This window comes from Micromonospora sp. NPDC048894 (genome assembly GCF_040649765.1).
Lineage (GTDB): Bacteria > Actinomycetota > Actinomycetes > Mycobacteriales > Micromonosporaceae > Micromonospora > Micromonospora antibiotica.
Genome location: NZ_JBEZFY010000006.1, coordinates 145,866 through 167,227 on the forward strand (window position 1 = coordinate 145,866; position 21,362 = coordinate 167,227).

The following is a 21,362-nucleotide window of genomic DNA, read 5'->3' on the forward strand; positions in this document are numbered from 1 at the left end:
CGACACGCCTCGAGTTCGCTCTTTCCCCCCCCTGCTGCTGCGCGCCGCCTCTTAGCTTTTCCACCGGCCGGGCCGGCTCCGCTTCCGCGGAGCCGGCCCGTTCCGTCACGCGGACCTGCACCGTCACGCGGACCTGCACCGTCACGCCGGCCCGTTGGATGCCACCGGCCCCGTGCCGCGCCGACCAGCAGCACCAGCAGCAGCGCGGTCATCACGATCGCGCCGGGTGCCTTGGTGTACCGGGCGACCGACGTGCCGTCGGGCAGGGTGAGGAAGGCCGCCACCGCCGCCGGCGCCACGAACCAGGTCGTCCGGGTCGCCGACACCGCGAGCAGCAGCAACGGCCAGGTCACGTACCACGGGTGCAGGACCGGGGCGAGCAGAACCGTCGCGGCCAGCGCCGCGCCCGCCGCGCCCAGGGTGACCCGGGGCCGGGCCGCCGCCAGCCGGTGCACCCGCTGCCGGACGTCGTTGAGCCGGCGCAGCGCCGTCCACGCCCGCCACCAGAGCAGCACCAGCAGCCCCGCCAGGAGCAGCAGGCCCACGGCCCGGGTCACCGGCACCGCGTCCGGCCGCCGACCGGCCAGCTCGCCGACGTAGTCGACCACGAAGCCGACCGCCGTCGGCGCCGACGTCCACTGCTGTGAGTCACCGCTGCGGGCCAACCCGGCGACCCAGCCCAGCCCCAGGCCGGACAGCGCCGAGACCGCCGCCAGGGTGGCCAGGGCCACCCCGGCTAGCCGGCCGCCGTCGCACAGCAGGGTCCGGAGGGTGTAGCGGCCGTGCACCGCCGCCAACGCCGCGAACGGCAGCACCACCACCGCTGTCGCCTTCACCGCCACCGCCAGCCCGAGCAGCACCCCGGCGACGAGCAGCCCCCGGGTCCGGCCGGGCGCGCGCACCAGCACCAGCAGGCCCAGCAGGAGCAGACCGAGCATCACCACGTCGTTGTGCGCGCCGGCCACCAGGTGCACCCCGACCAGGGGGGAGGCCAACCCCAGCCAGGCCGCCCGGCGGGTGGGTACCCCGGCGGCGCGGGCCAGGCCGGGCAGGCAGAGCGCCACCAGCAGCACCCCGGCCACCGCGTACAGCCGCAGCACCATCAGGGTGCCGACCAGGGTCCCGCCGAGCACCGCGGCGAGCGCGGCCAGCAGCACGAAGGCGGGGCCGTACGGGGCCGGGGTGTCCCGCCAGATCGGCGCGACCGCGTCGACCCACGGGCAGCCGGCCGCCGCCACCCCCACCCGGTACGGGTCGTGCCCGGCCGCGTACGACCACCCCTGGCAGGCGTACGAGTAGACGTCCCGGCTGGCCAGCGGTGGGGTGAGCAGCAGCGGCAGGGTCCACAGCCCGGCGGTGACGTACGCCCACCGGGTGGACGGTGCACCGGCGCGCAACGCCCACCAGGCACCCACCATCAGCGCCGTCCCGACCAGCCAGCAGAGGACCGCTGCCGGCCCGTGTGGCGCGCGCCACGGCCCGGTCGGCGGCACCTCGGGCAGCACCCCGCCCAGCCAGCCGGCCACGGCGAGCAGCACCGCTCCGGTCAACCCGAGGTGACGCGCCGCACGGGCCCGCCTCCTGGTCGGCACGCCGGGCTCGGTCACCGGCCACCTCTCCTCAGTCGGCGGGCGCGTCCACGGGGGCGGGCCGCCGGCCCGCCCGAGCCGACCGTACCAACCGGACGGCCACCACGATCACCAACAGCGTCATCAGCGGGGCACCGGGCATCTTGGTGTACCGGGGCAGCCCGGTGCCGTCGGGCAGCACCAGGAACGACGAGAGCAACGCCACCAACGCGAACCACCGGGTCGGCCGGTGGGTGGTCGCGGCGAGCACGGCCAGCGGCCACAGCCAGTACCAGGGGTGGAACAGCGGCGCGAGGGCCACCGTCGCGGCGAGTGCCAGGCCGGCGTGCCAGAGCGGGTCGCGGGTGCGGGCCCGCCACCACAACCAGACCAGCAGCACCGCCAGCACCAGCATGCCGATCGTCCGGGTCACCGGTAGCGCGTCGATGTCCGCGCCGAACAGGGCCGCGACGTAGCCGGCGGTCTGCCCGACGGCGGTCGGCGGCGACGTCCAGGCGATCGCCAGGCCACCCTGCTGCAGGCCGGAGATCCAGCCGAAGTTCAGTCCGGCCGCCAACGTCGCCCCGACCACCGTCCCCACCGCGCCACCGACCACCCAGCCGCCGTCCCGGCAGAGCCTGCGGATGGAGTACGTTCCGGCCAGCGCGGCCAACGCGGCGAAGGGCACGACGACCAACGCGGTCACCTTGATCCCGGCAGCCAGGCCGAGCAGCACACCGCCGGCCAGCAGCGGGCCGGGGCGGCCGGGATGTGACGCCACCACCGCCAGCCCGGCGACGAGCAGTCCGACCATCAGCGCGTCGTTGTGCGCGCCGGCGACCAGGTGCACCCCGACCAGCGGCGACCCGAGTGTCAGCCACAGCGCCCGTTCCGGTGCCACCCCGCATCGGCGGGCCAGTACCGGCAGCACCGCCGCGAGCAGGGCGACCCCGGCCACCGCCAGCAACCGGAACAGCACGATGCTGCCGACCAGTGAGTCCGTCGCCGCCACCGCCGCGCCGGAGAGCAGGGCGAACAGCGGCCCGTACGGGGCCGGGGTGTCCCGCCAGATCGGCGAGACCGTGTCCAACCACGGGCACGGCAGCGCCGACACCCCCTGCTCGTACGGGTTGAACCCGGCGGCGTAGGTGGCACCCTGGCAGGCGTACGCGTACACGTCCCGACTGGCCAGTGGGGGGGCGACGAGCAGCGGGACGAGCCAGAGCCCGATGGTCACCAGCGCCCACCGGGTCGACGGGACGCGATCGCGCAGCGTCCACCACACTGCGGCCATCAGCCCCAGCCCGACCACCCACAGCGCGACGAGCAGGGGCCCGTTCGGGCCCTGCCAGATGCCGACCGGGGTGTTTCCGTGCCGCGAGGAAGGCAGCGCGCCGCCCAGGAACGCTGCGACGGCGAGCATCGTCGAGCCGGCCAGGCCGGTCCAGCGCGCCAAGGGGAGGGGCATGGGAGAACATGCTGCCAGTACCACGGTGACGCCACGGGGGTGGGCTATGGCAGTGGGCTACGGCGGCGGTGGGCGGGAGCGCCCTGGTGTCGGCACCGGGGCCACTCGGCGGGTGGGCGCGGGCCGGCCACGTCGCGGCGGCCGGTCGACCCGGTCAGCAGTGACGCGCGGGCAGGAGGTCGCTCGACATCCAGAACTCACCCGGGCCGTCCACCCTGATCTCGGTCCACCCGTCGGGTCCCGGCCGCAGACAGCCGGCTGCCCCCGACAGCGAGAGCCAGCGCGACCACCGTACGCGCACCTGCACGTTCCCGGTCCGGTCGGCCGTGAACCGGACCCCGCTCTGATCCGCGGAGACCAGCCGTCCGGGAGCGCTCACCATCGGCGCGGGGTCGGCGACGGCGTACAGCCGCCAGTCGGCGTTGCGCCACACCTCGCGCAGGTAGGGCTGGCCGCCCAGCACCAGGTTGGCTTCGTCGCGCGCCCACCGGTCGGGTGGCGCGTCGGGCGCGACGGCGACGTAGCGGACGGCGTTGGCGCGCAGCCATCGGGCGTACGACTCGGCGGTCAGCCGGCCGGTGTAGAAGATCGCGTTGCGGTCGGCGTCGACCTGCCGTTCCCACCCCCGGGCCAGCGGGACGGTCGGTGAGAGGTACGCCGACTCCCAGTGGTCGCGCAGCGGCACCACCTCGGCCCGGCCCACCGGTTGCCGTCGGGCCAGTTCGTCGACGAGCGGACGGTAGAAGGCGGCGCCGCTCTGCACCGAACCGGCGCGCGTCACGTCGCTGACCATCACCGGGTTCTGCCACCAGACAGCGGCGACGAGCAGACCGGCCAGCCACGGTCCGCGCACCGCAGCGAACGCGGCGAGCAGCGGCAGGCCGAAGAGCATCGGCAGCCGCAGGGCGTTGGAGCCGATCGGGCTGGGCAGGTAGAAGGCGGCGACCAGCAACACCACGGTCAGCAGCGCGCCGATGCGCAGCACCCGGTGTTGCCGGCCGAGGACGGCGTACCCCAGCACGGCCAGCGCCACGTTGATCCGCATCGACTCGGCCGAGTACGGCTGGGTGCCGCCGTTGCCGAACAGCACCGCCATCGGCGCGAGGGCGAGCGCGGGGGTGAGGCTGAGGACGAGTCCGTCGGCCACCGGGCTGGTGGTCCGCCAGCCGCCGGGCAGTGCTCTGCCCGGGCCGTCGCCTCGTCGCAGGGCGGCCAGCAGCACTGCGGCACCGGCCAGTCCGGTGAACAGACCGGCGACCGGGCTGGCCCAGGTGGCGAGGGCGGCGAGCAGGGCGGCTGCCACCAGCCGCAGTGGCCGGCCGGGTCGTTGCGCCGCCACCGCGCAGAGGGCGAGCAGCCCGAACGCGAGCCCGACGGCGAAGGTGATCCGGCCGCTCGCCAGGTTCCCGACCAGGACCACCGCGCCCAGGACCGCGCCCAGCAGGCAATGACGGGCACCGGAGCGGACGAACAGCCAGGCCAGTGCCGCCGACGAGACGACCGCTGCCGACGCGCCGAGCGGCCGTACGCCGACCAGCGCGCCGAGCAGTTGGGTGTAGAGGCTGTAACCGCCCTGGTGGACTCCGCCGTACCAGGCGAAGTCGATGGGGGCCAGGCCGTTGCGGTCGGCGAAGCCCGCGCGGGCGACCTGGGCCGACAGGTCGGTGCCCATCGGCGGGGCGAGCAGGAATGCGACGGCGAGCAGCAGCGACACCGCCAGCGCCGCGAGGACGGGACGCGCGGACTGCTCACGGCGGGTCGTCGGCACCGAGCAGTCCTACCACGGTAGGCGCGGTGACACCCGCCCGGGGTGGTCGCGCGTACCGCCAGCGCACGCCGCCAGTGCACCGCCAGCGCGCCGGCACCCGGGCTGCCGGTCAGGGGCGGGTGGGGCGGACCGGGGACGGGCGGGCGCGGACGTGCAGGCGCTCACCCTGGGGGCCGAAGAGGCTGAGGATCTCCGCCGGCTCGTCGTAGGGGTTGCCGAACCAGTGCGGGGTGCGGGTGTCGAACTCGGCGACCTCACCGGCGTCGAGGGTGAGATCGTGGCTGCCGAGCAGCAGCCGGACCCGGCCGGAGAGCACGTAGAGCCACTCGTACCCCTCGTGCGCCTGCTGGGTCGGCTCCCCCACCGGCACCTGCGGTGGATAGATCATCTTGTACGCCTGGACGCCACCCGGGCGACGGGTCAACGGCACGATGGTGACGCCGTGACGGACGACGGGCCGGCGGTGGACCCGGGGGTCGCGGGTCTGCGGCGTGCCGACCAGATCGTCCAGCGGCACCCGGTGGAAGCGGGCCAGGGCGAGCAGGAGTTCCAGGGTGGGCCGCCGGCCACCGGACTCCAGCCGGGACAGCGTGCTGACCGAGATGCCGGTCGCCGCGCCGAGCTGACCCAGGGTCACGCCGCGCTGCTGCCGCAGCGCCCGCAGCCGGGGTCCGACGGCGGTGAGCACCTCGTCCGGGGGGATGTCGCTGTGGTCGTCGGTCACCGCACCAGTTTGCCATTTCGGCAACCAGATTTGGCAGTACGGTGATCCGGGCGCACGATCCGGGGCATCGGCGGGACGGACCCGCCCGTGAGGAGGCGGTCATGACGTACCCGGTGGTGCACGACGTGGTGGTGGTCGGTGGCGGTGCGGCCGGGCTCAGCGGTGCGCTCGCCCTGGGCCGGTTCCGCCGCGACGTGGTGGTGGTCGACGGTGGTGCCCCGCGCAACGCCCCGGCCGACCACGTGCACAACTTCCTGACCAACGAGGGTGTCCCACCCGCCGACCTGTACGCGACGGGCCGGTCCGAGGTGGCCCGGTACGGCGTGACCGTCCTCGACGGCACCGTCACCGCCACCCACCCGATCGACCCTACCCACCCGATCGACCCGGCCCACCCGCACGACGCCACGGCACCGGCGGGCGACGTCGGTCCGGGGCGGTTCGCGGTGACCCTGGCCGACGGCCGTACCCTGCACACCCGCCGGTTGCTGGTCACCACCGGCCTGGTCGACGAGTTGCCCGACGTGTCGGGCCTGGCCGACCGCTGGGGCCGCGACGTGCTGCACTGCCCCTACTGCCACGGGTGGGAGGTACGCGACCAGGCCGTCGGGGTGCTCGCCACCGGCCCGATGGCCGCCCACCAGGCGCTGCTGTTCCGTCAGCTCACCGACGACGTGGTGGTCTTCACGCACACCGCCGGGCCGTTGCCCGCCGACGAGGCGGAGAAGCTGGCCGCCCGGGGCGTCACCGTGGTCGACGGGGAGGTGGCGGAGCTGGAGGTCACCGGCGACCGGCTCACCGGCGTACGGCTGCGGTCCGGCCGGGTGGTCCCCCGGGAGGCGCTGGTGGTGGCCCCCCGGTTCGGCGCGCGGGCCGCTTTCCTCGCCGGGCTCGGGTTGCCCACCGAGGAATTCGTCGTCGGTGGGCACACCTTCGGTGACCGGGTGGCCGCCGACGCCTCCGGCGCGACCGGGGTGCCCGGCGTCTGGGTGGCCGGCAACGTCACCGACCCGCAGGCCACCGTGATCGCCGCCGCCGCGGCGGGGCTGAAGGCCGCCGCCGCGCTCAACGCCGACCTGATCGCCGAGGACACCGACCGGGCGGTGGCCGCGCACCGGGCCACCGCCGCCCGCACCGGCGACGAGGGCGGCGGACAGGCCAGTGAGTGACCACGGGACCGGCAACGAGGACGGCGGGCAGGGCCGCAGTACCCACGGGACCGGCAACGAGGACGGGCAGGGCGGCGGGACGCACGGAACCGTTGTCGACGCGGCCGTGGACGAGCAGACCGCCCGGCACTGGGACGAGATGTACCGGGCCCGGGAGCGGCAGTGGAGCGGCCGACCCAATCCGCACCTGGTCGACGTCGTCGGGGCGCTGCCGCCGGGCAGCGCCCTCGACCTCGGTTGCGGCGAGGGCGGCGACGCGGTGTGGCTGGCCCGGCAGGGCTGGCGGGTGACGGCGGTCGACGTCTCCACCACCGCGTTGGAGCGGTCGGCCGCCGCCGTGACGGCCGCCGGGGTGGCGTCCCTGGTCGACTTCCAGCGGCACGACCTGGCCCGGACCTTCCCGGCGGGCAGGTTCGACCTGGTCTCGGCGCAGTTCCTCCAGTCGCCGCTGGACTTCCCCCGGGCGCAGGTGCTGCGGGCGGCGGTCCGGGCGGTCGCCCCGGGCGGACGGCTGCTGGTGGTCGAGCACGGCGCGGTGCCCCCGTGGGGTGCCGCCGAACATCGCCACGTGCGGTTCCCCACCCCGCAGGAGACCCTGGCCGAGCTCGACCTCGACCCGGACGGATGGCACGTCGAGCGCCTCGACGCGCCGCAGCGGCAGGCCACCGGCCCCAACGGCGAGGCCGGCACCCTGATCGACCATCTGGTGCTGGTCCGCCGCCGGTGACCAGGCGACGCCGGTGACCGGGCCGCCCTGGTGACCGGGCCGCCCTGGTGACCGGGCCGCCCTGGTGACCGGGCCGCCGTCGTCGCCCGGCTACCCGGCCCGCTACCCGGCCCGCTGGCTGGCCCGGCTGGCTGGCACCGCTGCCCGGCCCGGCACGGCCGCCCGGCCCGGCACCGCTGCCCGGCCCGGCACCGCTGCCCGGCCCGGCCCGGCTGTCCGGCCCGACTATGCCAACGGCTTCGGTGCCGGCGGCGGGGGCTCAGCTCTCCAGGACCCGCTGCATGGCGGCCCGGGACCGCCGGGCAGTGCGCAGGTAGTCGTCGAGGAACTCCCCCGGGTCGTCCGCACCGAGCAACCGCGCCACACCGGCCAGCTCCACCCCGTGCCGGGGAAGCTGGTCGCCGGCCCGACCCCGGACCAGCATCAGCGCGTTGCGGACCTGCGCGGCGAGGGTCCACCCGGCGACCATCGCGGCGGCGTCCGCCGGGTCGACCAGCCCCGCCTCCCGGGCCGCCGCGAGGGCATCGAGGGTACGCGTGCCGCGCAGCTGCGGGTACGCCCCGGCGTTGCGCAGCTGCAGCAGCTGCACCGCCCACTCGACGTCGGCCAGGCCACCCCGCCCGAGCTTGGTGTGGGTGGCCGGGTCGGCGCCCCGGGGCAGCCGTTCGTTCTCCACCCGGGCCTTGATCCGGCGGATCTCGACGACCTGCTCCCGGGTCAACCCGTCGGCCGGGTAGCGGACCGGATCGACCATCGTCTCGAACTCGGTGCCCAGGTCGGCGTCGCCGCAGACGAAGCGGGCCCGCAGCAGCGCCTGCGCCTCCCACACCCGCGACCAGCGGGCGTAGTACTGGGCGTAGGCGGCGAGGCTGCGGACCAGCGGGCCCTGCCGTCCCTCGGGGCGCAGGTCGGCGTCGACGCCGAGCGCCGGGTCGGGGGCGGGGGCGGCGAGCAGCCGGCGCAGTTCCTCGGCGATCGCGTGCGCGGCGGCGCTGGCGGTGCTCTCCGCCGTCCCGGCCGGCGGGTCGTAGACGAACAGCACGTCGGCGTCGGAGAGGTAGTTCGACTCGTACCCGCCGAGGCGACCGAGGCCGATCACCGCGAACCGCAGGCCGGGCAGCTCCGGCTGGGCGGCCCGGACGGCGCGCAGCGCGGCGGACAGGGTGGCGTCGGTGACGTACGACAGGCCGGTGCCGACCCGGGTGACGTCGGCCAGCGGGCCGACCGGCACACCACGCTCGGGTCGCGGGGCCAGCCCGCCGGCCCGGCTGAGCACGTCGGCGCAGGCGATCCGGACGAGTTCCCGGCGGCGCAGCGCGCGTACCGCCCGGGTCGCCTCGACCGGGTCGGCGTGCCGGGCCGCCGCGGCGGCGAACCCGTCGCAGAGCACCTCCCGGGGTCGGGGCGTCAACTCGTTCTCCTCGGCCAGCAGCCGCAGCGCCTCCGGTTCCCGGGCCAGCAGGTCGGCCGCGTAGCGGGACGACGACAGCACCCGGGCCAGCCGCCGGGCCACCGGCCCGGAGTCGCGCAGCAGCCGTAGGTACCACGGGGTGCTGCCGAGGGAGTCGGAGACCTGCCGGTAGTTGAGCAGCCCCCGGTCCGGTTCGGGCGCGTCGGCGAACTCGCTGAGCAGCACCGGCAGCAGGGTCCGCTGAATGGCGGCGGTCCGGCTCACCCCGCCGGTGAGGGCTTCGAGGTGGCGCAGCGCCCCGGCCGGGTCGGCGAAACCGAGGATCTCCAGCCGGTGCCGGGCCGCCTCCGGGGTGAGCCGCAGGCCGTCGGCGGGCACCCGGGCCACCGACTCCAGCAACGGCCGGTAGAGCAGTTTGGCGTGCAGCCGGCGTACCTCGGTGGCGTGCGCGACCCAGTCGGCGCGGAAGCTCTCCACGGCGCTGCGGCCCGGGATGGCGGCGTAGCCGAGCGCGGCGGCCAGCCAGCGCAGCGCGGCCGGCTCGGTCGGCACGGTGTGGGTGCGCCGCAGCGCCTGGAGCTGGAGCCGGTGTTCGACCCCGCGCAGGAAGCGGTATCCGCGCAGCAGCGCCTCACCGTCGGCCCGCCCGACGTAACCGCCGGCCACCAGCGCGCGCAGCGCCGGCACGGTGCCCGGCACCCGCAGCGACTCGTCGCCTCGGCCGTGCACCAGTTGCAGCAGTTGGACGGCGAACTCGATGTCCCGCAGCCCGCCCGGACCGCGCTTGATCTCGCGGTCCAGCTCCTTCGGCGGGATGTTGTCGATGATCCGGCGGCGCATGGCGCGTACGTCGGAGACCGCCTCGGGACGCTCGGAGGCCCGCCAGACCAGCGGGGCGAGGGCGTCGACCCACTCGCCGGCCAACGCCAGGTCACCGGCGGCCGGGCGGGCCTTGAGCAGCGCCTGGAACTCCCAGGTGCGGGCCCACCGCTGGTAGTAGGCGAGGTGGCTGGCCAGGGTACGCACCAGCGGCCCCCGGTTGCCCTCGGGGCGCAGCGCGGCGTCCACCGGCCAGGCGACCAGCCCGCAGATGTGGATCAGCCGGGCGGCGACGGTGGTCGCGGCGGGCAGGTCCTCGTCGGTCGCGGCCACGAAGATCACGTCGACGTCGGAGACGTAGTTCAGCTCGTCGCCACCGCACTTGCCCATCGCCACCACGGCCAGCCGGGGCCGGGGCGTGCCCGCCGGCAGCTCACCCACCGCGATCTCGTACGCCGCCGCGAGGGTCGCGTCGGCCAGCGCGGACAGCGCCGACATCACCTGCTCCAGGCCGCGTCCGCCGGTCAGGTCGGCCGCCGAGATCCGCAGCAACGCCAGCCGGTACGCCTGCCGCAGCACCGCCACCGGCGCGGTGGCGACGGTCAACCGGCCGGCGAGGGCCAGGTCGAGTCGACCGTCGGCGGTGGGGGCCAGCCCGTCCGGGGCGGTGCCGAGCACCGTCCACTGCCCCGGGTTGGCGACCAGGTGGTCACCCAGTGCGGAGGAGGCCCCGAGGACGGCGACCAGCCGACGCCGCAGACCCGGATCGGCGGCGAGCCCGGCCAGCAGGGCCGACCCGGTGGCGTCGGCGGCGGTGCGGCGTTCGGTCTCCACCATCCGGTGCAGTTGACGCAGCGCCAGATCCGGGTCGGCGGCCCGGGAGAGCGCGGCCAGCAGGTCGGCCGCCGCGCGGTCGGTGGGCTCCTGCTCGTCGGCCTGCCACAGCCCGAGCCCGTCCGCGCCGAGCAGGTCGGCGGCGCGGACCCCGCCGTCGCCCTCGGCGAAGCCGTAGCGGGCCAGCCGTCCCCTGGTCGATCTGCTCATCTCAGTGCCCGAGCAGGGGCAGGCTGCGGCGGGTGTCGTCGTCCAGCTCGCCGAGGGCGAGGGCGGCGAACCGGACGGCGAACGGCTGCCACACCTCCTCGACGTCGGCCATCACCCGGTCGCAGGCGGCCACCACCAGGTCCTCGTCGTAACCCAGCTCGGCGAGCAGTTCGGAGCCGCGCGCCCACCCGGCGATCATCGCGGTGTCGCACTCGATGTGGAACTGCAGGCCCCAGGCCCGGTCGCCGAGCCGGAACGCCTGGTGCGGGTAGCGGGTCGAGGCGGCCAGCAGGGTGGCGGCCCGGGGCAGCTCGGTGATCTCGTCGGTGTGCCACTGGAGCACGTCCGGGATCAGCGGCACGTACCGGAACAGCAGGTCACTTTCGGCGGCGTCGCGCCGGCCGACCACGCCCGGGCCCACCTCGGGGCCGGACGGGCTGCGCTCGACCAGGCCGGCGTGCGCGGTGGCGAGCAGTTGCGCGCCGAGGCAGACGCCGAGGGTCGGCACCCGGTGCCGCACGGCCTTGCGCAGCAACCCTTCGAGCTTCGGGAACCAGGGTGCGCCGGGGGTGCCGTCGGGGGCCGGGTAGGCGTGCTGGTCACCGCCGAGCACCACCAGCGCCACGTGGCCGGCGAGGTCGTCGGGGAGTTCGTCGCCGGCGTACGGGCGCAGCAGCCGCAGCTCCAGGCCCCCCTCCACCAGCCACTCCCCCAGCCGTCGGGGGTCGTCGGTCGGGTCGTTCTCGATCACCAGTGCGGTTCCCACGCCGTCGAGGCTATCGGGTTCGTCGACGGACACCCGGAACGCCTCGGACCGCGCGGCGGGGCGACTATGCTCGGCCGCTGTGATCGCCGACGACCCGTCCGTCCTGCGCCCGCCCGTGCTGCGCGAGGGCGACACGGTGATGCTGGTCTCGCCGTCCGGGCCGACCCGGCCGGAGCGGGTGGCCCGGGGTGTCGAGTTACTGACCGGCTGGGGGCTGCGCCCGGTGGTGGCACCGAACGCGTACGCCCGACGGGGTTACCTCGCCGGTGACGACGCGCTGCGCGCCGCGGACCTGAACGCCGCCTTCGCCGACCCGCAGGTGCGCGGGGTGATCTGCACCCGGGGCGGGTACGGCGCGCAGCGGGTGGTCGACCTGATCGACATGGCCGCCGTGCGGCGGGACCCGAAGGTGGTGGCCGGGTTCTCCGACATCACCGCCCTGCAGTTCGCCCTCTGGCGGGGGGCCCGGCTGACCGGCGTGCACGGCCCCGGGGCGGCCTGGGTCGACGAGCGGACCCCGCTGCGCTCGGCGGAGTCGCTGCACGCCGCGCTGATGACCACCGCGCCGGTGACCGTGGCGGCGGTGCCCACGGAGGAGACCTACCCGGTGCGGGTCCCCGGTCGGGCGGTGGGTCGGCTGCTCGGCGGGAACCTCTGCCTGATCACCGCCACCCTGGGCACCCCGGACATGCCGGACCTGACCGGGGCGGTGCTGCTCGTCGAGGAGGTGCAGGAGCCGCCGTACAAGGTCGACCGGATGCTCACCCACCTGCGCCGCGCGGGCGTGCTGGACGGCCTGGCCGGGGTGGCGGTGGGCCAGTTCACCGACTGCGCCGACGGCTGGGACACCACCGTCGTGGACGTGCTCACCGACCGGCTGGGCGACCTCGGCGTGCCGGTCCTCGGCGGCCTGCCGATCGGCCACGGCCCCGGCCAACTCACCGTCCCGGTGGGCACCCCCGCCACCCTCGACACCGAAACCGGCACCCTCACCACCACCCCCGCCGTCCAGTAACCCCCACCCCCACGCCCCACCCCCACCCGCTCCGGCCCCGACCGTTCCGGTGATCAAGAGGTTCGCGTCACCGGAAAGCCCGTTCCTGACCGCAACCTCTTGATCACCGGGGCGGTGGGCGGGATTTTCAGCTGGGGGACAGGGTCGGGAAGGGGGATTCCCAGGTTCGGTGGTCACTGTCGGTGACGTCAACGCATCACCACCGACGTACTGGAGGACCGATGTCCCGCATGATGTCGAAGAAGCGCCTGCTGGTCGGTTTCGCCGCCGCTGGTGTGCTCGGGGTGGGGATCGCCGCTCCCACGGTCGCCTTCGCCGAGAACGGGGCCACCCCGACGCCGAGCGCCAGCAGCGAGGCCGCTCAGGGCACCGACCGGCAGCAGCAGCGCGCCGACCGGCAGAACGAGTTCGTCGAGGCGCTCGCCAAGGAGTTGGGCGTGGACACCGACAAAGTGACCGCCGCCCTGGAAAAGGTGCGCGAGCAGCACAAGGACCGCGCCACGGGTGACCGGCCGGAGCGTCCGTCGCCGCAGGACCGGCAGGAGAAGCTGGCCGAGCGGCTGGCCCAGGCGGTCAAGGACGGCAAGCTCACCCAGGACCAGGCCGACGCGATCACCAAGGCCGTCGAGGCCGGGGTCTTCCCGGGGCCGGGTGGCCCCGGTCACCACCGCGGCCCGGCGGGTACGCCCGGCGAGTGACCCACCTCCGGCCCGCCCGACCCGGCGGGCCGAAAATCGACCCGCCAGGGCCGACGTTGCGGTGTCCGACGCACTGGGACACCGCAACGTCGGCCCTGGCGTAAAGCGCTGCCACCCGAGGAAGCGCAACACCGATCCCCTGGCGTCAGGCGCTGCCACTCGAGGAACCGCAACGTCGACCCACTGGCGTCAGGCGCTGCCACCCGAGGAGAAGAGACCGAGGTGGGTGCCCACCGGGTCGCGCACCAGGGCGAGGGTCAGGCCGCTCGGCGTGGTCCGGGGCGGGGTCAGCACCGTGCCGCCCGCCGCCTCGGCCCGCCCGCAGGTCTGCGCCACGTCGGCCACCTCGGCGTAGAGGATCGCGTAGCCGGGCGCGTCCTCGGCGAGAGCCCGGATGCCGCCGCCGATGCCGGTCGGCTCCCCCGCCGTGGTCGTCCGGTAGGAACCGCCCTCGGCCGTGCCCTCCTCGGTGAAGGTCCAGCCGAACAACTCCGCATAGAAGCTCTGCGCCTCGTCCGGCCGGTCGGTGCCGATCTCGAACCAGGTGACGGGTGTACTGGTCACGCGTTGCCTCCTGTTCCCCGCCGACCGGGCGGCCGGCGGGCTCGGCAGTCAGCCTCCCGGGTGTCCGCGACACCGTCCTGTCGGTGTTTACCGCCCGGTCCACACGGCCCGCACGCCGACCCGTCCGGACAGCCCGCACGCCAACCGGCCTGCACGGCCCGCACGCCGACCCGTCCGGACAGCCCGCGCCGACCGGACTGTGCGGCCGGCCCACGCCGAGTCAGACCAGGGTCAGCCGGCGCACCCGCTCGGCCGGGACGTCCAGGTCGGCCGGGGAGAACTCCCGGGTCACCCGCTGCGACAACGCCTCGACCCCGACGATCCGGTCGGTACGGAAGCAGCGCAGCCCGTCGCGGAGCCGGCACCAGGCGAGCAGGTACCAGTGCCGGTCGTTGCCCAGGTAACCCAGCGGCTCCACCTCGCGCGACGAGGGCACCCCGCCGCGGTCGGCGTACCGCAGGCGGAGCACCCGACGGGCGGAGACCGCGTCGGCGACGACGGCCGGGACAGACGTGCCCGGCCCGGTGCCGACCAGCAGCACCCGGCCGGCGAGCAGGCGCGCGGCATCGGCGTCGGCGGCCGGCAGCACCGCGAGCAGCTTGCGCAGTGCGGTGCTGCCGGCCACGGCGAACGGGGTGCCGGCGAGCCGGTGCAGGGCCACCGCCATCGCCACCGCCTCGGTGGCGGTCAGGTTGACCGGCGGCAGGGTGTGCGACCGGTCGACCACGTAACCGCCGGTGCGGCCGGGCTCGGCCCAGATCGGCACGCCGGAACCCTGGAGGGCGACGATGTCGCGTTCGACGGTGCGGGTGCTGACCTCGAAACGGGTGGCCAGCCAACGGGCGCTGCGCGGCCGGGGCGACACCGCCCGCAGCTCCTCCACCAGGGCGTAGAGACGATCCGTCCGGTTCACCCCCGCACGCTACGACGGGGGTACGACGCACCGCCCCTGTCCGCCCCGGCGGGGAGGGCGGACGGGGGTCGGCTCGGACGGTACGGGCGGCAGGGCCCCCGGTTCAGGCGATGCAGGCGCAGACGATCAGAGCCGCACCGAAGTGGGTGGCGGCGCTGACCCGGGCCGCCGGGTGCGGCTGGTCCGAGCAGATGACCTCACCGAGCTTGCCCGGGGTGAGCAGGTCCAGCACGCCGAAGGCGAGCGCCATGACAGCCAGCCCGATCAGCCCGAAGAGCACCGTGGAGGCGAGCCCCTTGGCGAAGTCGTCGTAGCTGGTCACGATCGCGGTGAAGACGATGCCGGCGACACCCAGCTGATTGGCGGCCAGCAGCAGCCCGGCGTTGCCGTTGCGCTGCACCCAGATCAGCTCGCGCAGCTTGCCCGGGGTGAGCACGTCGACCAGCACGAAGCCGGCCGCCATCAGCGCCACCCCGACGATCCCGAACACGACGCTCTGCCATGCTCCGGTGAGCAGATCATCCAGCACCGACGGCCTCCCGACCTCCTGCGCCCGGCGCGGGTGCCGGCACGGTGATCGAGACGATAGCGGCACCGCGCCACCCCCGACACCCCCCCGGACCGTCGAATGCCCGGACCGTCAGCCGGCCCGGCACCGCCGAACGCCCTGGGCCCCGGCGGACCCGGGACGTCGAGGACCCGGGGCCGCGCGGGCCCCGGGTCCTCGACGTCAACGGATCACAACGACAGGTAGCGCTGCCGCTCGTACGGGGTGACCTCGCGGCGGTACTGCTCCCACTCGGCCCGCTTGTTGCGCAGGAAGAAGTCGAAGACGTGCTCCCCGAGCACCTCGGCGACCAACTCGGAGCCGGCCATCACGTCGATCGCCTCGGACAGGTTCTCCGGCAGTGCCTCGTAGCCCATCGCGCGGCGCTCGGCGCTGGTCAGCGACCAGACGTCGTCCTCCGCGCCGGGTGGCAGCTCGTAGCCCTCCTCGATGCCCTTCAGGCCGGCGCCGAGCATCACCGCGAACGCCAGGTAGGGGTTGGTCGCCGAGTCCAGCGACCGGACCTCCACTCGGGCCGAGTTCGGCTTGCCGTACGCGGGGACGCGGACCAGCGCGGACCGGTTCAGGTGCCCCCAGCAGACGTACGCCGGGCTCTCGGTGATCCGGTCCGGCAACGCCTGCGGGAACAACCGCTTGTACGAGTTGACCCACTGGTTGGTGACCGCGGTGTACTCCCGGGCGTGCATCAGCAGGCCGGCGATGAACGACTTCGCCACCTTCGACAGTTTCATCGGGTCACCGGAGTCGTGGAACGCGTTGCGCTCCCCCTCGAACAGCGACAGGTGGGTGTGCATGCCGCTGCCCGGCTGGTCGGTGAACGGCTTCGGCATGAAGCTGGCCTGTACGCCGGTGGACAGCGCCACCTCCTTGACCACGTGCCGGAAGGTCATGATGTTGTCGGCGGTGGTCAGCGCGTCGGCGTAGCGCAGATCGATCTCCTGCTGGCCGGGGGCGACCTCGTGGTGGCTGAACTCCACCGAGATGCCGATCCGCTCCAGCGCGAGCACGGCCTGGCGGCGGAAGTCCCGCGCGACGGCGTGCGTAGTGTGCTCGAAGTAGCCGCCGGTGTCCACGGCGGTGGGCACCGAGCCGTCCTGCGGGCCGTTCTCCAGCAGGAAGAACTCGATCTCCGGGTGGGTGTAGAAGGTGAAGCCCTTCTCGGCCGCCTTGGACAGCATCCGGCGCAGCACGTGCCGCGGGTCGGCCCAGGACGGGCCGCCGTCGGGCAGCAGGATGTCGCAGAACATCCGGGCGCTCTCACCGCTGACCCCGCCCTCGAACGGGAACACCTGGAAGGTCGTCGGGTCCGGCATGGCGACCATGTCGGACTCGAAGACCCGGGCGAAGCCCTCGATGGCCGAGCCGTCGAACCCGATGCCCTCCTCGAAGGCTGCCTCCAGCTCCGCCGGGGCGACTGAGACGCTCTTGAGCGTCCCCAGCACGTCGGTGAACCACAGCCGGACGAACCGGATGTCCCGCTCTTCCAGCGTACGGAGGACGAACTCCTGCTGACGGTCCACTTCCCCAACCCCTCGCGACGTACGTCCGGCACCGGTCGGCCGGTCCGTCCTGACCGCCCAGTCTTCACCGGCCTGGTTAAGCAGACGTTACGCGACCTGCCGCCGCTCGTCCTGCGGTGTCCCGACGGCCGGATCGACGGGCGGCCCCGCCACCAGCGGCGGGCCGGCCGGGCGCGGCGAAAGGGTGGCCGTCGTCTCGTCGCAGCCGCCGGGTCGACCGCCTGCGGCTGGGGCAAGATGAGGTCATGCCCACCCTGCGTCTGGCCCTGTGCCAGGTCAACCCGACCGTCGGCGACACCGTCGGCAACGCCGAGCTGATCCGCGCCTGGACCCGTCGGGCCGCCGACGCCGGCGCCCAGCTCGTCGCCTTCCCGGAGATGACACTCACCGGCTACCCCGTCGAGGATCTGGTCTTCCGCCGTTCCTTCGTCGCCGCCTCACAGGCCGCGGTGCGGCAGCTCGCCGCCGATCTGGCCGCCGACGGCCTCGGCGACCTGCCGGTCGTGGTCGGCTACCTGGACGCCGACGGTCCACCCCAGGTCAGCGGGGACGCCCAGCCGGGCCGGGGGGCCCGCAACGCCGCCGCGCTGCTGCACCGGGGTGAGGTGGTCGCGACCTACTTCAAGCACCACCTGCCCAACTACGGCGTCTTCGACGAGGACCGCTACTTCGTGCCCGGCGACACCCTGACCGTGGTCCGGGTGGGCGGGGTGGACGTGGCGTTGACCATCTGCGAGGACCTGTGGCAGGCCGGGGGCCCGTTCGCGGTGGCCCGGCAGGCCGGCGTCGGCCTGGTGGTCAACATCAACGGCTCGCCGTACGAGTTGAACAAGGACGACGTCCGGCTGCCGCTGGTGCGTCGCCGGGCCGCCGAGGCCGGGGCCCCGATCGCGTACGTCAACATGGTCGGTGGTCAGGACGAACTGGTCTTCGAGGGCGACTCGATGATCGTGGACGCCGACGGGGAACTGCTCACCCGCGCGCCGCAGTTCGTCGAGCACCTGCTCGTGCACGACGTGGAGCTGGCCGGGGCGGGACCGCACGCCGCCGACACCGAGGACCTCGCCGACGGGATGCGGGTGCTGCGTCGTACCGTCGAGGTGGTGCCGGCGGCCCCGACCGGGCCGGCGGCCGACGGCGGCCTGCTGGCGCCGGTGGCCGACGAGGCCGAGGTGTGGCAGGCGCTGGTGCTGGGCCTGCGGGACTACGTCAACAAGAACCGCTTCCCCTCGGTGGTGCTGGGCCTGTCCGGCGGGATCGACTCGGCGGTGGTGGCCGCGCTGGCCGTCGACGCGCTCGGCCCACGGCGGGTGGTCGGCGTGTCACTGCCCAGCCAGCACTCCTCGGAGCACTCCCGGACCGACGCGGAGGACCTGGCCAAGCGCACCGGCCTGGACTACCGCGTCGAGCCGATCCAGCCGATGGTGGACACCTTCCTGGCGAACATCTCGCTGTCCGGGGTGGCGGTGGAGAACCTCCAGGCCCGGGTGCGCGGGGTGATCCTGATGGCACTGTCGAACCAGGAGGGCCACCTGGTCCTCACCACCGGCAACAAGAGTGAGCTGGCGGTCGGCTACTCGACCCTCTACGGCGACTCGGTCGGCGGGTTCAACCCGGTCAAGGACGTCTGGAAGACGCTGATCTGGCGGCTGGCGAAGTGGCGCAACGCCGACGCGGCCCGCCGGGGCGAGACCCCGCCGATCCCGGAGAACTCCATCGGCAAGCCCCCGTCGGCCGAGCTGAGCCCCGGCCAGCTCGACAGTGACAGCCTGCCCGACTACGACGTGCTGGACCCGATCCTGATCGGTTACGTCGACGGTGACCTGGGCCGGGCCGGCCTGGTCGAGTCCGGCCACGACCCGGCGGTGGTCGACCGGGTGCTGCGGCTGGTGGACACCGCCGAGTACAAGCGTCGGCAGTCCGCCCCGGGCACGAAGATCTCGATGAAGGCGTTCGGCCGCGACCGTCGGCTGCCGATCACCAACCGCTGGCGCGAGGACGGCTGAGCATCCGGGCCGGCCGACCTGCGGCCGGCTGAGCATCCGGGACCGACCGACCCGGTCGGCTGAGCAGCACAGCCCGACCGACCCGGGTCGGTCGGGCACCCCGACGCCGGCCGGCCACGGTCGGTCGGCGTCGCCCCGGCGGAGTGAAATCCTGCACTGTTCCCTGCCGTCGACCGGTCGCGTGGTGCGACGATCGCGACGGAACCCGGGGACCGCGACAGCGGCCTCGAGGAAAGGAGACAGTCATGGTGGAGTCCACCCCGACCGAGGTGACCGCCCTGTACGGCGGGCCGGCCACCCGACGGGTCCGCACCCGCGACCTGATCGCCGCCAAGGAGCGCGGCGACCGGTGGGCGATGCTCACCTCGTACGACCAGTACACCGCCGGAATCTTCGACCAGGCGGGGATTCCGGTGCTGCTGGTCGGCGACTCGGCGGCGAACAACGTGTTCGGTTACGAGACCACCCTGCCGGTGACCGTCGACGAGTTGTTGCCGCTGGTCAGGGCCGTGGTCCGGGCGACTCGGCACACCCTGGTCGTCGGTGACCTGCCGTTCGGCTCGTACGAGGAGGGGCCGACGCAGGCGTTGCGCACGGCGGTGCGGTTCATGAAGGAGGGTGGCTGCCACGCGGTGAAGCTGGAGGGCGGCCGACGCTGCGCCGACCAGATCGCGGCGATCACCGGGGCGGGCATCCCGGTGATGGCGCACATCGGCTTCACCCCGCAGAGCGAACACACCCTGGGCGGCTACCGGGTGCAGGGTCGCGGCGACACCGCCGACGAGGTGCTCGCCGACGCGCGGGCGGTGGCCGGGGCGGGGGCGTTCGCGGTGGTGCTGGAGATGGTGCCGGGTGAGGTCGCCAAGCGGGTCACCGCCGAACTGGCGATTCCCACCGTCGGCATCGGCGCCGGCCCCGACACCGACGCCCAGGTGCTGGTCTGGCAGGACATGGCGGGGCTGCGCACCGGGAAGGCCCCCCGGTTCGTCAAGCGTTACGCCGACCTGGCCGGGGCGCTGACCGAGGCGACCCGCCGGTTCGCCGACGAGGTACGCGGCGGCGACTTCCCCGCCACCGAACACACCTTCTGAGGTCGCGCCGGAGCCTGGTGGGGCGCTGCCCCCACCGCCCCACCAGGCTCCGCTAGGGTTCCGCTCGTGAATCATGCTCGCTTCTCGACTGTCACCCTGACCTGTCTCTCCGTCCTGGCACTCGCGGCGTGCAGCGAGGCGAAGCCGTCGACGACGGCCGCGCCGTCGTCCTCCGCCACCAGCGCGGCCGCGCCGGCCACCTCCCCCTCCGCCACGGCCGCGCCGACCACCGACGCCCCGACCGCAGCCGCCGACCCGGCAGCCGACAAGAAGCTCTGCACGGCGGCCAAGAAGATCGCCGAGACGACGAAGGTCGACGTCGTGAAGGCCGCGATGGCGGGTGGTGACCCGAACCCGGCCATCAAGAAGGCCTACAACGAGATGGCGTCGGGCCTGGCGAAGGCCACGGCCGGCACCCCCGGCAGCGAGGCGGCCACCGCGCTGGCGGCGTTCGGCGTCGCCGCCGGCAGGGTGGCCACCGCCCCGGACATGGACGCCGCCGCCGACGGCCCCGAGTTCCAGAAGACCAGCGCCATGGCGAACGCCGCCTGCAAGAAGGCCGGCGTCGACATCAACTTCTGACGGTGACGAGAGGGGAGCGGGTCACCCGGGCCGTCCGACCCACCGCCCGACCGCCCGCACCGGGGGCCGGCCGGGGTCCCGGAGGTCACCCGTGACCGCGACGGGGCAGCACACCTCGGCACAGCCGGGTGGCCCGCTCCCGCATCCGCACGGTCAGCAACCGAGTCGGGGCAGCCGGGGTGATCTGCTCCCACATTCCCACCGTCAGAGGTCGGTGACCCGGATGCCGGCGTGCGCCTTGTAACGCTTGTTGATGGCGATCAGGTTGGCGGTGAACGCCTCGATCTGGTGGGCGTTGCGCAGCCGGCCGGCGTAGATGCCGCGCATCCCGGGGATCCGGGCGGCCAACGCGCCGACGATGTCGACCAGTTCCCGCTCCTCGGTGCAGATCAGCACGTCGAGGTCGATCCGGTCGATCTCCGGGTCGGCCAGCAACGGCGCGCTGACATGGTTGAATGCCGCGCAGACCCGCGAGTCGGGCAGCAGTGCCGCCGCCTGCTGCACCGCGCTGCCCTCGGCGACCGGCAGCGCGTACGGGCCCTGCTTGTCGAAGCCGAGCGGGTTGACACAGTCCACGACGATCTTGCCGGCCAGTGGCCCGGCCAGCGCGCCGACGGTGGCCGCGTGCCCGTCCCACGGCACCGCGATCACCACCACGTCGCTGCGGCGGGCCACCTCGTCGTTGTCCGCGCCGGTCACGTCGACCCCGGCGGGCAGCCGGGGCAGCACGGCGATCTCCGCCGCCGCGTCGGCCGCCCGGTCGGCGGAGCGGGACCCGATCAGCACCTGCTGACCGGCGCGGGCGAACCGGTAGGCCAGCCCCCGCCCCTGGTCGCCGGTGCCACCGATGATGCCGACGGTCAGCCCGGACACGTCGGGAAGGGTGCTCGCGTCGTATGCCATGGCGTCATCCTCGCAAACCGCCCGCACGGTCAGCGGCA

General features: G+C 74.5%; 18 protein-coding genes. 7 read left to right on the forward strand and 11 right to left on the reverse strand.

Annotated features, from left to right (window positions below; all coding sequences use genetic code 11):
- From mptB (AB0C22_RS15205) to AB0C22_RS15220, 4 genes are all read right to left on the reverse strand, one after another.
- Positions 1-1,607: polyprenol phosphomannose-dependent alpha 1,6 mannosyltransferase MptB (gene mptB, locus AB0C22_RS15205; RefSeq protein ID WP_357535421.1), on the reverse strand; the 1,607-nt coding region annotated here is incomplete at its 3' end.
- A 13-nt stretch (positions 1,608-1,620) separates the two neighbouring features.
- On the reverse strand, positions 1,621-3,036 hold the full coding sequence (mptB, locus tag AB0C22_RS15210; protein ID WP_357535423.1) for a polyprenol phosphomannose-dependent alpha 1,6 mannosyltransferase MptB: 1,416 nt from the start codon (positions 3,034-3,036) through the stop codon (positions 1,621-1,623).
- A 154-nt stretch (positions 3,037-3,190) separates the two neighbouring features.
- Positions 3,191-4,804, reverse strand: coding sequence for a hypothetical protein (locus AB0C22_RS15215; RefSeq protein ID WP_357535425.1), 1,614 nt, complete (start codon positions 4,802-4,804; stop codon positions 3,191-3,193).
- Positions 4,805-4,913: 109 nt separating this feature from the next.
- The gene (locus AB0C22_RS15220; RefSeq protein ID WP_308290865.1) at positions 4,914-5,528 is read right to left on the reverse strand and encodes an XRE family transcriptional regulator; all 615 of its coding nucleotides are present in this window, start codon (positions 5,526-5,528) and stop codon (positions 4,914-4,916) included.
- Between the two features lie 101 nt (positions 5,529-5,629).
- On the opposite strand from AB0C22_RS15220, the gene AB0C22_RS15225 reads away from it, so the two are divergent.
- Together AB0C22_RS15225 and AB0C22_RS15230 are read left to right on the forward strand one after the other, a co-directional pair.
- On the forward strand, positions 5,630-6,697 hold the full coding sequence (locus tag AB0C22_RS15225) for an NAD(P)/FAD-dependent oxidoreductase (protein WP_357535427.1): 1,068 nt from the start codon (positions 5,630-5,632) through the stop codon (positions 6,695-6,697).
- The gene (locus tag AB0C22_RS15230) at positions 6,690-7,424 is read left to right on the forward strand and encodes a class I SAM-dependent methyltransferase (RefSeq protein ID WP_357535429.1); all 735 of its coding nucleotides are present in this window, start codon (positions 6,690-6,692) and stop codon (positions 7,422-7,424) included. The genes AB0C22_RS15225 and AB0C22_RS15230 overlap by 8 nt, the downstream gene beginning before the upstream one ends.
- Before the next feature lie 259 nt (positions 7,425-7,683).
- Here AB0C22_RS15230 and AB0C22_RS15235 read toward each other — a convergent pair whose 3' ends face one another.
- Together AB0C22_RS15235 and AB0C22_RS15240 are read right to left on the reverse strand one after the other, a co-directional pair.
- Positions 7,684-10,698: a bifunctional [glutamine synthetase] adenylyltransferase/[glutamine synthetase]-adenylyl-L-tyrosine phosphorylase gene (locus AB0C22_RS15235; RefSeq protein WP_219464070.1), complete on the reverse strand. Its 3,015-nt coding sequence runs from the start codon at positions 10,696-10,698 to the stop codon at positions 7,684-7,686.
- A 1-nt stretch (position 10,699) separates the two neighbouring features.
- Entirely contained in the window at positions 10,700-11,464 is a 765-nt protein-coding gene (locus AB0C22_RS15240; protein ID WP_219464071.1) for a type 1 glutamine amidotransferase, read from the reverse strand.
- 79 nt (positions 11,465-11,543) lie between these two features.
- Between AB0C22_RS15240 and AB0C22_RS15245 the strand changes: the two genes are divergently transcribed.
- Complete coding sequence (locus tag AB0C22_RS15245; protein WP_219464073.1) at positions 11,544-12,479, forward strand: LD-carboxypeptidase; 936 nt, start codon at positions 11,544-11,546, stop codon at positions 12,477-12,479.
- Between the two features lie 221 nt (positions 12,480-12,700).
- Positions 12,701-13,177 (forward strand): hypothetical protein, encoded by a 477-nt coding sequence (locus AB0C22_RS15250; protein WP_219464075.1) that lies wholly within the window; start codon positions 12,701-12,703, stop codon positions 13,175-13,177.
- 189 nt (positions 13,178-13,366) lie between these two features.
- Here AB0C22_RS15250 and AB0C22_RS15255 read toward each other — a convergent pair whose 3' ends face one another.
- The 4 genes from AB0C22_RS15255 to glnA all read right to left on the reverse strand — a co-directional run bounded on the left by AB0C22_RS15255 (position 13,367) and on the right by glnA (position 16,742).
- The gene (locus tag AB0C22_RS15255; protein ID WP_208568771.1) at positions 13,367-13,741 is read right to left on the reverse strand and encodes a VOC family protein; all 375 of its coding nucleotides are present in this window, start codon (positions 13,739-13,741) and stop codon (positions 13,367-13,369) included.
- 220 nt (positions 13,742-13,961) lie between these two features.
- On the reverse strand, positions 13,962-14,654 hold the full coding sequence (locus AB0C22_RS15260; RefSeq protein WP_357535433.1) for a WYL domain-containing protein: 693 nt from the start codon (positions 14,652-14,654) through the stop codon (positions 13,962-13,964).
- Positions 14,655-14,757: 103 nt separating this feature from the next.
- Positions 14,758-15,183 carry a DUF350 domain-containing protein gene (locus tag AB0C22_RS15265; RefSeq protein WP_219464077.1) on the reverse strand — a complete coding sequence of 142 codons (426 nt, stop codon included), beginning with the start codon at positions 15,181-15,183 and terminating at the stop codon, positions 14,758-14,760.
- A gap of 209 nt (positions 15,184-15,392) precedes the next feature.
- Positions 15,393-16,742, reverse strand: a complete 1,350-nt coding sequence (glnA, locus tag AB0C22_RS15270) for a type I glutamate--ammonia ligase (protein ID WP_208568774.1) — start codon at positions 16,740-16,742, stop codon at positions 15,393-15,395.
- Between the two features lie 245 nt (positions 16,743-16,987).
- Here glnA and AB0C22_RS15275 point away from each other — a divergent pair, with 245 nt between their 5' ends.
- The 3 genes from AB0C22_RS15275 to AB0C22_RS15285 all read left to right on the forward strand — a co-directional run bounded on the left by AB0C22_RS15275 (position 16,988) and on the right by AB0C22_RS15285 (position 20,421).
- Positions 16,988-18,748: an NAD+ synthase gene (locus AB0C22_RS15275; protein ID WP_357535435.1), complete on the forward strand. Its 1,761-nt coding sequence runs from the start codon at positions 16,988-16,990 to the stop codon at positions 18,746-18,748.
- A 245-nt stretch (positions 18,749-18,993) separates the two neighbouring features.
- Complete coding sequence (gene panB, locus AB0C22_RS15280; RefSeq protein ID WP_357535437.1) at positions 18,994-19,839, forward strand: 3-methyl-2-oxobutanoate hydroxymethyltransferase; 846 nt, start codon at positions 18,994-18,996, stop codon at positions 19,837-19,839.
- Between the two features lie 66 nt (positions 19,840-19,905).
- Positions 19,906-20,421, forward strand: coding sequence for a hypothetical protein (locus AB0C22_RS15285; protein WP_219464079.1), 516 nt, complete (start codon positions 19,906-19,908; stop codon positions 20,419-20,421).
- 204 nt (positions 20,422-20,625) lie between these two features.
- Here the strand turns inward: AB0C22_RS15285 and npdG are convergent, their stop codons facing one another.
- Positions 20,626-21,324 carry an NADPH-dependent F420 reductase gene (gene npdG, locus AB0C22_RS15290; RefSeq protein WP_357535439.1) on the reverse strand — a complete coding sequence of 233 codons (699 nt, stop codon included), beginning with the start codon at positions 21,322-21,324 and terminating at the stop codon, positions 20,626-20,628.
- Positions 21,325-21,362 lie beyond the last annotated feature (38 nt).